The following is an 11,664-nucleotide window of genomic DNA, read 5'->3' on the forward strand; positions in this document are numbered from 1 at the left end:
AGGCGGCAACGGGAATACAAAAAAAGCACCGGATCGGTGCCGATGCCGGTGACACTTTATTCGTCCGTTCAGAAGAGTTGTCCCAAATTCGGCCTCGCTGCAGATCGCCTATTTCCGGTAAGCGCCGAGCCGAAAGACGGCAATCTCCGGTCTGCTGCCGATGCGCAGCGGGATAAGCACGTTGCCGAGTCCGCGATTGATATAGAAGCTGCGGTTCGGGTCAAGCTTTCTATGGCCGATATGGAAATGGTCGTATTTTCCTGGCGGAAAGCCGAACAGCTTGATTTGTCCGCCGTGCGTGTGGCCGGCCAGCAGCAAGTTGTACTCGATTCGTCTGCGCTGCAGAAAATCGACGATTTCGGGCGAATGCCCGAGCGCTATCGTGTAGGCGATGCTTTCGTTAGCCGGCGGCCGGGCTTCCCGCTCGTTCCCGTAGAACGAGTTATCGTAGCCGCAAACCGCGATTTGGCCGCCCTTTAGCGGAACGAGGGCGCATTCGTTCTCCAGCACCATAACGCCCGTCCGCCTAAGGCGGTTCATCGTTTCCGCGTACTGCTCCCCGCTGTACATTCTTTTCCGAAGCCACATGTAGTCATACCACTCGTGATTGCCGGGAATGAAATAAATATGCTTGCACCTGATACGGCCAAGCTCGCGAAGGACATTCGGCAGCTGCCACAAATGGTTGGTCAAATCGCCGGTGACGCAAACGATATCGGGCTTTATCCCATTGACGATGCCGCTTACGGATCCGTTCAAAAATTTCGTTTTGCCGTGGAGATCGGAAAGTTGCACGATCGTTGCATCTTGGGTCAACGCAGACGGGCGTTTAAGCATGGTTACCGTTTTTTGCACAACCCAGGTTTGATGCAAATAGAAGGCCAGCGCAAGCGCGAACAGCAGCAACCCAGCGACAATAAGCGTTCCCGCTTCCATCATCCAACCTCCCTCTTTACTCTTCGCAGAAGAAACGGTTTCCCGTCCCCTGTGCGGCGCAGCCAACTTATAACCATACGAAGAAGGCTGCCGATTTATGCATCAACAGCCTTCGCCTCTTGCAAGCCTATACGTCTATACTTCAAAAGAACTTTTCAGCGATACGATCAGGTTGAACACCGGCTTCTCCGCAGTCGTCAGCTTCGGATCGACATTGAAATAGCCATGACGGAAAAATTGGAATTTATCCTGTCCCTGCGCCTCTCTCATATTCGGCTCCACGAAGCCTTGCACGACTTCAAGCGATTTCGGATTGAGGCGGCTCAGGAACGAGGCGTCCACATTGCCCGCTTCCGTTTCCTCTTCCTCTGCGGAAGCCTGTTCGGGAGCAGCCTGCTCGGCAGCGGCGCCCGCATCCGCATTTTCCGCGAAGAGCGGCTCGAACAGCCGGAACTCGGCCGGTACCGCCTGGCTCGCTTCCACCCAGTGAATCGTCCCTTTTACCTTGCGGGCGTTGAAGCCCGAACCGGACTTCGTAGCAGGATCGTATGTGCAACGCAGCTCGATCACATGACCCGCTTCATCCTTGACGACTTCTTCGCATTTGATGAAGTAGGCGTGCTTCAAACGCACTTCGTTGCCCGGGAACAACCGGAAATATTTCGGCGGCGGATTCTCCATGAAGTCGTCCCGCTCGATATAAATCTCGCGCGAGAACGGAATGTCACGGCTGCCCATCTCCTCGTTCTCCGAATTGTTTTCGGCCGGGAGCATTTCCACTTGCCCTTCCGGATAGTTGGTGATGACGACCTTCAGCGGGTTGACGACAGCCATCGTACGAGGCGCCTTCAGCTTCAAATCTTCTCGGACAAAATGCTCCAAATACCGCCAATCGACCACGCTATGGCTCTTCGTTACGCCAATTTCACGGCAGAACGTGCGGATCGCTTCCGGCGTAAAGCCTCTGCGGCGAAGGCCGGAAAGCGTCGGCATGCGCGGATCGTCCCAGCCGTCGACGATGTTCTCCTGAACCATCAGTCTCAGGTAACGCTTGCCCATCACCAGGTCCGTCAAGCGGAGCTTCGCAAACTCGTATTGACGCGGGCGGTAGGTGGTTTCGCATTCCTCGATCACCCAATCATAGAACGGACGCTGATCCTCGAATTCGAGCGTGCAAATCGAATGCGTCACGCCTTCGATCGCATCCTCGAGAGGATGGGCGAACGCATACATGGGGTAAATGCACCATTTGTCTCCGGTGTTATGGTGATGCGCGTGAAGCACCCGGTATATCGCCGGATCGCGCAGATTGATATTCGGCGAAGCCATATCGATTTTGGCGCGAAGCACCTTCGAGCCGTCCTGAAACTCGCCTTTGCGCATCCGCTCGAACAGGTCGAGGTTTTCTTCCGCAGAACGGTCTCGGTAAGGGCTGTTTTGCCCCGGCTCCGTAAGCGAGCCGCGCGTTTGGCGCATCTCCTCCGCCGTCAGGTCGCAAACGAACGCCTTGCCTTTCTTGATCAGCTTCACCGCGTAATCGTACATTTGCTCGAAATAGTCCGAAGCGAAGAAGAGCCCGTCCCAATCAAAGCCGAGCCACTTCACGTCCGCTTTGATGGCTTCGACGAATTCCAGATCCTCCTTGACCGGATTCGTATCGTCGAAGCGCAAATTCGTCCGTCCACCGTATTCGTCCGCAAGCTCGAAATTCAGGCAGATGGACTTGGCATGACCGATGTGCAAATAGCCGTTCGGCTCGGGGGGAAACCGGGTGACGACCGTATTTACTTTGCCTGAATCCAAGTCTTCCTTTACGATTTGCTTAATAAAATTCGTAGCCGTCGGCTTGTTTTCCATTTGTTACCTACTCCTATCCGCTAATTCGTTTCCGGCTATTATAACATATTACCCAAAAGGGGAAAAATGAAAAACGCTCTCCGTGCTGGCCGGCTCGTTATCTTCGTCTATGTTAATACGTTTTGCCGCGAAAGGAAATAGTTAGCACGCAAATCAGGCTTCTTTATTAGCGATTCGCGGACGGGCAAAAATAGTAAGGCACGTATACAAAATTTTCAACGATAATGAAGAGGACAGCATTAAGATCGTTTTTGTGCAAAAAAAATCCTCCGTTAGGAGGATGAGATTGTCGCTTGGATTAAACCGTACTCTCTCATCCCTCGTCAACGGGGGATTTTTTTATGTTCAGCGATTGTATTCCCAGTAGCGCAGATGGTTGAACGGATCGATCGTCGTCCATGGCGAGCTGTTAGTCTTGTAAATGCCGAAATGCAGATGCGGCACAAATTGATCGTCCGTGCCTTCCGGACCGTAGCCGGTGCTGCCGACATAGCCGATTAGCTGGCCTTTGGCGATTTTGGCGCCTTTGCCCATGCCCGGCGCATAAGCCGACATGTGTGCGTAGTAAAATACCGTCGAGCCGTCCACTCTTACCGTCAACCGCCAGCCGCCCATCTGGTTCCAGCCGTAGTTGATGACTTCGCCCGCCGCGGCGCTGTAGATCGGCGTGCCTTTAGGCGCAAAAATATCGACGCCCTCATGCTTTCTCTCCTCATAGCCGTTACCGGTCCAATAACGCTCGTCCGCGTAATTGTTTGACAGCGTCTCATACGTGCCCTTCGGCAGCGGGAAGAAGCCGTCCGCAAACGTTTGCGGCTTTGCCGGCGCCTGTGTCTGCGATTGCCCGGCGGAACCGCGGGAAGGAATGTTGAGAATATAGCCGGCTTCAATGTAGTTGGGATTCCAAATCTGCTTGTTCGCTGCAATAAGCGCTTCCAAGGATACACCCAGCTTTTGGCTGATGATCCACATCGTTTCCCCGTTACGCACCGTGTATGTACCCGGTCCGGATACGTTCAGCACTTGGCCGGGCATAATCATATCGGAAGTCAGACCGTTGTCCGACTTAAGCTTCGTAGTGGTCGTCCCCTGCTTGGCCGCGATTTTATAAAGAGAATCTCCCGGTTGAACCGTGTAAGACGCCCCCAAAGTGGTTGTAGCGAACACAGACATGGAGGCAACGGCAACGATAGCGCTTGATAACAGTTTCCTTTTCATCCATTCAGCTCCTCTATGATGTTATGAATCTATCATAGGCGAAGGAAAGGGAAGGATGAAAGCGATAAATATTGGTAACACTAAAATAAATTCCATGATATGGATGAACATTACCTTCCCGAACGTCTGAACAGGCGGTACCCTCTGCGCACCCCATTCAAGATGAAATCAGGAAGCGGAACAGGCCGGCGAAGCAGCAGCGGAGTATATAAGGCATGGTAGGCTTTCTTGAAATCATCCCACATTTCGCAAGATTCCCGCTTCAAAAAATCCGATACGTCGACCACTTTGCCGCGTCCTTGCTCGACCATTACATTTTTCCCATGAATATCGTGCGGATGCAGACCGCGTTTCCTTGCATAATCGAGCGCTTCGTCTATATCGCGGATAGCCTGTTTGGGGATGCGGATCCCCCTGCGCAAGCAATCGTATAAGGTGATGCCATGAAGCCTTTTGAGTATCAAGTAGCGCTCATCGGCGTGATAGCACTCGGAATAGGCCGGATGACTGCCCAGCCTTCGGTACACCTCCGCTTCTTCCCTCAGCCCTCTCCGGCCCGGCGCATACACCTTCACCGCCCTATCCGGCGCGCCCGGATGGAAGAAGACGGCCGCATAATTGCCCGTACCCAGCAGCTTCCATGGCTGCGGCACGAAGCCGACGGTCACCGGATCTTGAGTGTGCGGGCTTTCGATCTCGAGCTGCGGCAGCAGTTCGTCTTCGACAGTTTGAACCAAATTGTGCATCGTCCGTTCTCTCCCAGACTTCTTCATTACTGCCAGTATATCATCTTAGAAAAACGAAGATAACCTCTGAGGCCGCAATGCTTGGCAGAAAATAACTTTGGGAAGCTTCCTCGTAAAGCTTCGTCCAAGCAACTAATTCATCCGCGGAAACGTTATATCGTGTAAACGATGCGAATTGCGATGGAGGTAAGGAAGCCATGAAACGATCGTCCGTTTCCGTTCCGATTCTATTGACTCTGTTCTTCTTGCTTCTTGCCGGATGCGGCAAAGACGATGACTCGACGGAACTAATCGGCTACGTCATTAAAGAGAACGCAGCCTCGATACTCGTTATCGGCGATGCCAGCAGTAACATGCAAAACAGCCAAGCGCCGGAGGCCATGTCCCTTGGAGTCACAAACGCCAAATGGAAAGGAATTACAGCCGGAAAACTGCAAGTGGGGCATAAGGTAAGGGTCACGATTCATGGACCGATTGCGCTGTCGTATCCCGCCCAGGCTAACGCCGCCAAAATCGAACTGCTGGAACAAGCGCCGAAGAAGCCCGGTATCCTTTCCGAACAGGAAGCGGTCGAAAAAGCGCTCTCGCAGCACGCCGATAGGAACAGCTTGTACGTAAACCGCGCAGAGCTCTTGCCAAGCGAAAAGGTTTGGCGGATCGAGCTGGACGACTACCTCCGTCCCGGCAACCCGACCGAGGTGCGGATTGATGCCGCTTCCGCTCCCTGATGCGGCACGAATGCAGGCTGCCTTGCGGCTGTAGAAGAGAGCGGCAAGGCAGCTTGCGTGGATATTTTAGAAGGCCATCGGTTTGTTTCGATGCTGTTTGTGTGGCTCCGATTGAGTGGTGCCGTTTGATTTAACGTTGATTGCCGGATGGCATTGTGTGGACGGAATCATTTTGCTTCAGAAATAGGACATTTTATTGGAAATATATAATAATTGTTACCGGCTAGTACCAGGTAGTAATTTTGGCAGCTAAAGTCACTTTCGGTGGCGGGAGTCGGCTGTGGGTACTGGAGTACTTTTAGGGGCTGGAGTCGGCGGCGATTATTGGAGTCACTTTTGGTGCTGGGAGTGGCTGCGTAACTTGAGTTACTTTTAGTGCTGGAAGTGGCTGCGGTTACTGGAGTTACTTTTGGTGCTGGGAGTGGCTGCGTAACTTGAGTTACTTTTGATGCTGGAAGTGGCTGCGTAACTTGAGTTACTTTTGATGCTGGGAGTGGGCGGGGTTACTGGAGTTACTTTTGGTGCTGGAAATGGCTGCGTAACTGGAGTCACTTTTAGTGCTGGAAGATGGGCGGGGTTACTGGAGTTACTTTTGGTGCTGGAAGTGGCTGAACTAACTGGAGTTACTTTTGGTGCTGGGAGTGGCTGCGTTATCTACCATCCCTCCCCCACTCTACTCCGATTTGCCTGTATTGACCTCATTCCAGCCGATAATGAACCCAAGTTCACTATTAGTGAAGCAAAGTTCACTATCTCCCCCTTTTCTAGCCCCAATGTCTCGTTTAGTGAACCAAACCGGACTATTTGGCGCTAAAGTTCACTATTACTGAACTTACCTTCACTAACCGGCTCACAAGCCCGTTTCCTGGAAATTTAGTGAATTTACGTTCACTAATAGTGAAGCCAGGTTCATTATCTCGATATGCAGCTTTACTATATGCCAATATGTACCTTCACACAGCGTCACACCACGCAAAAAAAGCCGCAATCGCGTTGCGGCCTCAGGCAGTAACTCCCTTTTCCACGCCTCGACTTACGGCCCCGCTTAGCTCCCCTCGGCGTTACGGCGACAGGCACACGTTCCACTCTAGTCCCCTCAACGATTCGCAACTAGCGACGTCCCTCGCCGGCCTTCTCTGCGACAGGCGTCCGTCCTTCTTACCGGGACAGCCGCTGCCGTTCGGTTAATCGGTCGTCCTTCTGCAGCGACGCTTCATCCTCCCAGCTTACGAAAAAATCTTCCCAGATCACATGGCACAGCGGCAGCTTAACCTCCATCACGATTCCTCTCGCCCCATCAAGCGCAAAGATGACGCAATCGCCGATTTCCAGCATGCCGATCACCCCAGTCTGAATACGATTCCGTGGCCGCCTTTCGGGTATTCCCATTTGATGTTCTGGTGCGGACAGCCGATCCGGCAGCTCCCGCATTCGTGGCAGCCTTCGTAGCCGACATGCATGCGGATATCCTCCCATTTGTACACTTCGGCCGGGCAAAAAATCGTGCAAATCTTATCCGGGCAGCTAGTCAGGCAAACGTCCGCGTCCATAACGGTCAAATGCGACTTCGTATCGGCGTTGAAACGGAGCAAATACTGCTTCTCCTCGATCGACTGGCCTTTGCTTCCATCGGTCGTCATTTGATCACCTTCCAGGCCCGGTACAGGTCCCGAGCGATTTTGAACTTCTGTTTCGCGGTGCCGAGATCGCGCCAAATCTGCTTCTGCTTCTCCCATTTCGATTTCCCGTCTACCGTAAACATTTGGCTGGCGGCGCGGCTCATCATCGGAATATATTGCTCGAAATATTGCGGAAACTTGTCAAAATGATGCGTAGAATCCTTATACTTCTTCAGATCCTGTCCGACGAAGCCGGCCATCAGCCGCTCCCGGTAATGACCGAGCGTCCGTTCGGAGAAGTCGCCCGCCGCTTTGGCCAGCAGAACGGTCTCGGCGGCAATCCGTCCCGACGTCATCGCCATATTCGAGCCTTCGCGGTGAATGGCGTTGACGAGCTGCGCGGCGTCCCCGGCCACAAGCACGCCGTTCCCGACGATGCGCGGCATGGAATGGTATCCGCCCTCCGGAATCAGGTGCGCCAAATATTCCTGCGGCTCCGCCCCCTGAATGAGCTTGCGGATCATGGGATGCTTTTTTACATATTCCAATAATTCGTACGGTTTTATTTTATGCTTGATAAGGCCGGATAGTAACGTGCCCACTCCGAGACTGAGCGTATCTTTATTCGTGTACAGGAAGCCGGTTCCCAGAATGCCCTTGGTCGCATCGCCGAACAGCTCGATCGTACAGCCCTGATTTTCCTCCAAATTGAACCGGTCCTCGATCACCGCTTTGTCGAGCTTCAATATTTCCATCGTCGCGAGCGCCACTTCGTCCGGCTTGAACTCCTTGTGGAAGCCGAGCGACTTCGCCAGCAGCGAGTTGACGCCGTCGCAAAGCACGACGACATCCGCGTACACGTCCCCTTCCGGCCTATCGGTGCGCACGCCGACGACGCGGTCGCCTTCGGTGATGCATTCGAGCGCCACCGTTTCGCATATGAGGAGCGCCCCCTGCTCGACAGCCTTTTGCGCGAACCACTGATCGAATTTTGCCCGCAGCACGGTAAAATTGTTATACGGCTCCTGCGCCCATTCGAGCCCTTTGTAGCCGAACGTCAACGACGATTCTTTATCGAGCATCATGAACCGCTGCTCCACGATAGGCCGCTCCAGCGGAGCTTCCTTATAAAAATCGGGAATGATATCCTCCATCATTTTCCGGTACAGCACGCCGCCCATGACGTTTTTGGAGCCCGGGTATTCGCCCCGCTCCATCAGCATCACGCTCGCGCCGGCCTTGGCCAGCTCATATGCGCAGGCAATGCCCGCAGGACCCGCCCCAACGACGATACAGTCGAATTTGTCAGGCATGTTTGGCCTCCTTCCCGCGAAGCACGCTCTGTACCGGCTCGCTCTTGAACCGTTCGATCAGCATCGGAACGATTTCGAAAGCGTCGCCGACGATGCCGTAGTGTGACGACTGGAAAATTGGCGCCGCCGGATCCTTGTTGACGGCGATAATGAGTCCGGCATTCTGCATCCCGACGATATGCTGAATGGCGCCGGAGATGCCGATCGCAAAGTAGATTTTGGGCGTTACCGTTACGCCGGTCTGCCCCACTTGGTGGTGGTGCTCGACCCAGCCCGCCTCCACGACGTCGCGGCTGGCTCCGACCGCCGCGCCTATGGTCTGCGCGAGCCTGTGGATCAGCCCGAAGCCTTCGCGGCTGCCGAGACCCTTGCCCCCTGCCACGATTATATCCGCTTCATCTATCTTGACCTTCTTCACCGTTGCCCGGACGATGTCGAGCACCTTCGTGCGGACGTCCTCCTCCTTGAGATCGATCGACTCCTCGACGATCTGCCCGGTCCGCAGCGGATCGGGGGGCAGCGCTTTCATGACTTTCGGCCGTACGGTCGCCATTTGCGGCCTGTACTTTTTGCACAGGATCGTCGCCATAATATTGCCCCCGAACGCAGGACGGCTGGCGAGCAGCAGGCCCGTATCCTCCTCGACGTCGAGAATCGTCGTGTCCGCCGTTAGCCCGGTCGGCAAATCGGTTGCGACCGCGCTTGCCAGATCTTTGCCGGTTGACGTGGCGCCGTACAGCAAGATTTCCGGCTTATGCTTATTCGTGCAGTGCAGCATCGCCTGCATGAACGTTTCCGTCCGGTAATGCCGGAAAATCGGAGCGTCGTATACGTAAACCGTATCCGCTCCGTGAGCAAACAGCGAAGCCGCGAGATGCTTCACGCCTTCCCCGATCAGAACGCCGGCCACCTCGGTTTTGCGCTTATCCGCAAGCTGCCGGGCCGCGCCAAGCAGCTCCAGCGACACCGGCGCGATGCCGCCGTCCCTGATTTCACTGAACACCCATACGCCGCGGTAATCGTCGAAACTCACGCGCCCCCACCTCCTTCTTCGATCGCCTGAAACAATTCCTTCCGCTCCAGAAGTATGCCGAGCAGCCGGTCCACTTGGTCGCCCGCCCCCCCGTCCAGCATCGTGCCGCCTTGCGGCTTCTGCGGCGCCCATACGGCCGAAACGATCGTCGGCGAGCCCTTGAGTCCCAGCTGGGTGCGGTCGATCTCGCCAAGGTCGGCTACCGCCCAAATGTGCGGCTGATAGCGCGCCGCCTTGATCATGTTGGGCAGAGGCGAATACGGCACCTCGTTAATTTCCTTCTCGACGGACATCAGGCAAGGCAGCGTCGAGCGAATGACTTCATGACCGTCCTCCAGCTTGCGGTGGATGATTGCGTAGCCTTCCTCGCGGTTTATTTCGACGATCTTGTTGACCGACGTCAGCGGCGGGATATCCAGCCTTCTGGCGATCCCGGGTCCGACTTGGCCGGTATCGCCGTCGATCGTCATTTTGCCGCAGAGGATAAGATCGATCGGCTTGATTTGTGCGATCTTGTCCAGCGCTTTCGTCAGCGAATAGCTTGTGGCCAGCGTATCCGCACCGGCGAACGCGCGGTCCGTGATGAGATAGCCTTCGTCCGCGCCGATCTCGATGCATTTGCGGATCGCTTTGACCGCAGGAGGCGGCCCCATGGTCAGCACGGACACCGTCCCGCCATACCGCCGCTTCAGCCGCACCGCCTCCTCCACCGCATGCGCGTCGTACGGATTCAGAATGGCCGGGGCGCTGGACCGGTCCATCGTGTTCGTTTTGGGATTCATCTTGATGATTTTCGTGTCTGGCACCTGCTTGATGCAGGCAACGATATGCAGCATAGGTATCCACCCCGCTAAGGCTTGGCTACCTTTCGCACGCTGGAACGGACATGCCCGGCCCATGCAGTGCGAAAGCTTCACCTTCGCCATGTAGTCCAATTACTTAACTATATTGGCGTATGCGGGATAACATGTTTGTTTTTTGCTCGCCGGTCAAAATAACCCTACAAATGCAGCCGCTGGAGCGTATTCCTAATCGTTTGTGCGAATACTTGCGATCCGTACGTTCCAAGTTAGCCGTTACGGCTAGAAGCAACGAACTTGATGGACCGCCGACGCCGCTAACGCGACTTGGCCGGCATGCTCCTAGCCGCTCGATTTTGCCGTACGATAAAAGCCTCGCCCCGGCTCGTTTTTACCGAGTCAGGGCGAGGCTTTTTACTCCCTCTTACTTACGAAAGCTCAGCTTCACATCCTGCGGGCTGTTGCCGAACCGGCTGCCGAGCAGGTTAAAGCCTCCCCGGTTGACCGCATCCGCTTTCACCTCGAAGCGCACCGTAATCGGGCGGTCATCCTGCAGCTCCAAATCTTGCAGACACACTTGAGAACATGGCTGTCCGTTCAAAAGCGATCCCTTATGGTCGATCTGCCATTCGTTCAGCTGCCCGTACTGCGTGCCGCCCACCCACCATGCCGGGGTAAGCACACCCTTAACGGCCCCGAAATCGCCCGGACTGGTCCAGGTTCCGATCTCTTTCCCGTTGACGGACAGCGTAATGTCCGAAGGCCAATCCTCGCGGTAACCGGGGGCTTCCGAGCACAGCTCGGCGCTGACCGCGATCCCCTTCAGCTTCTCTCCCTTAGGCACAGGATTCGGGAAGCGGTATTCCACGTAGCCCGAATCGCTGAGCCACAGCAGCCAAGCATTCGACCGCTCCGGCAAGTAGAAGGAACGCGGATCGTCGGCATCCCCGATCAAGCCGTCCGGACCGACGAGCCCGCAAGGAGCGGCGACCGCTATATCCGAATACATGCCGACCGGCATCGAAACGGACTCCAGCGAGGATAAGACACCGCCCGGCTTTCGCGGAATTTCCAGAAGCAAAGTGTCGTAGAAGCGCGAGCATAGCTTCTCCCTTCCGCTGCCGGGAGCCGTTTCGATCAGTCCGGCTTGCTCCAGCATTTGGAGGTTGATGGAAACCGTCGGCTGGGCGACGCCGAGCATTTCGGTAAGCTGCGAAACGCTTAGCGGCTCCTCGTCCAATATCTCTAATATACGAAGCCGCAAATCGCCGGACAGTGCCTTCGCCACCTCTTGGATTTGCGGCGGCGGTACGCGTTTCGTCGTTTCCTCTTGCATCGTGGATACCCTCATTTCAGATCCCGTTTCTTTTTTTCAGTTTACACTGCCCTTTTAATATTGTAAAATTCATATGTA

Annotated in this window: 11 protein-coding genes; 1 reads left to right on the plus strand and 10 read right to left on the minus strand. The window is 55.0% G+C overall.

The features are described from left to right. Nucleotides 1-108 precede the first annotated feature (108 nt). The 4 genes from ACKGJP_RS27905 to ACKGJP_RS27920 form a co-directional block, all read right to left on the minus strand. A complete protein-coding gene (locus ACKGJP_RS27905; RefSeq protein ID WP_409342048.1) occupies nt 109-939 on the minus strand; it encodes a metallophosphoesterase in 831 nt (276 codons plus the stop codon). A 132-nt stretch (nt 940-1,071) separates the two neighbouring features. Next, nucleotides 1,072-2,793 (minus strand): glutamine--tRNA ligase/YqeY domain fusion protein, encoded by a 1,722-nt coding sequence (locus ACKGJP_RS27910; RefSeq protein WP_409342049.1) that lies wholly within the window; start codon nt 2,791-2,793, stop codon nt 1,072-1,074. Between the two features lie 345 nt (nt 2,794-3,138). After that, entirely contained in the window at nt 3,139-4,011 is an 873-nt protein-coding gene (locus tag ACKGJP_RS27915) for a LysM peptidoglycan-binding domain-containing protein (RefSeq protein WP_409342050.1), read from the minus strand. Between the two features lie 110 nt (nt 4,012-4,121). Next, the gene (locus ACKGJP_RS27920; RefSeq protein ID WP_409342051.1) at nt 4,122-4,757 is read right to left on the minus strand and encodes a serine/threonine protein kinase; all 636 of its coding nucleotides are present in this window, start codon (nt 4,755-4,757) and stop codon (nt 4,122-4,124) included. Nucleotides 4,758-4,954: 197 nt separating this feature from the next. On the opposite strand from ACKGJP_RS27920, the gene ACKGJP_RS27925 reads away from it, so the two are divergent. Next, complete coding sequence (locus ACKGJP_RS27925) at nt 4,955-5,485, plus strand: DUF3221 domain-containing protein (protein WP_409342052.1); 531 nt, start codon at nt 4,955-4,957, stop codon at nt 5,483-5,485. Between the two features lie 1,158 nt (nt 5,486-6,643). Here the strand turns inward: ACKGJP_RS27925 and ACKGJP_RS27930 are convergent. The 6 genes from ACKGJP_RS27930 to ACKGJP_RS27955 all read right to left on the minus strand — a co-directional run bounded on the left by ACKGJP_RS27930 (nt 6,644) and on the right by ACKGJP_RS27955 (nt 11,586). Beyond that, entirely contained in the window at nt 6,644-6,820 is a 177-nt protein-coding gene (locus ACKGJP_RS27930) for a hypothetical protein (protein ID WP_409342053.1), read from the minus strand. A gap of 5 nt (nt 6,821-6,825) precedes the next feature. Then, complete coding sequence (locus ACKGJP_RS27935) at nt 6,826-7,125, minus strand: ferredoxin family protein (protein ID WP_409342054.1); 300 nt, start codon at nt 7,123-7,125, stop codon at nt 6,826-6,828. After that, a complete protein-coding gene (locus tag ACKGJP_RS27940) occupies nt 7,122-8,417 on the minus strand; it encodes an FAD-dependent oxidoreductase (protein ID WP_409342055.1) in 1,296 nt (431 codons plus the stop codon). The genes ACKGJP_RS27935 and ACKGJP_RS27940 overlap by 4 nt, the downstream gene beginning before the upstream one ends. Then, nucleotides 8,410-9,450 carry an electron transfer flavoprotein subunit alpha/FixB family protein gene (locus ACKGJP_RS27945; protein WP_409342056.1) on the minus strand — a complete coding sequence of 347 codons (1,041 nt, stop codon included), beginning with the start codon at nt 9,448-9,450 and terminating at the stop codon, nt 8,410-8,412. Before ACKGJP_RS27945 ends, ACKGJP_RS27940 begins: the two co-directional genes overlap by 8 nt. After that, nucleotides 9,447-10,286 carry an electron transfer flavoprotein subunit beta/FixA family protein gene (locus tag ACKGJP_RS27950; protein WP_409342057.1) on the minus strand — a complete coding sequence of 280 codons (840 nt, stop codon included), beginning with the start codon at nt 10,284-10,286 and terminating at the stop codon, nt 9,447-9,449. The genes ACKGJP_RS27945 and ACKGJP_RS27950 overlap by 4 nt, the downstream gene beginning before the upstream one ends. Nucleotides 10,287-10,674: 388 nt before the next feature. Continuing rightward, complete coding sequence (locus ACKGJP_RS27955) at nt 10,675-11,586, minus strand: ArsR/SmtB family transcription factor (RefSeq protein ID WP_409342058.1); 912 nt, start codon at nt 11,584-11,586, stop codon at nt 10,675-10,677. Nucleotides 11,587-11,664: the final 78 nt, after the last annotated feature.

It is taken from the genome of Paenibacillus litoralis (genome assembly GCF_046244365.1).
Taxonomy (GTDB): domain Bacteria; phylum Bacillota; class Bacilli; order Paenibacillales; family NBRC-103111; genus Paenibacillus_V.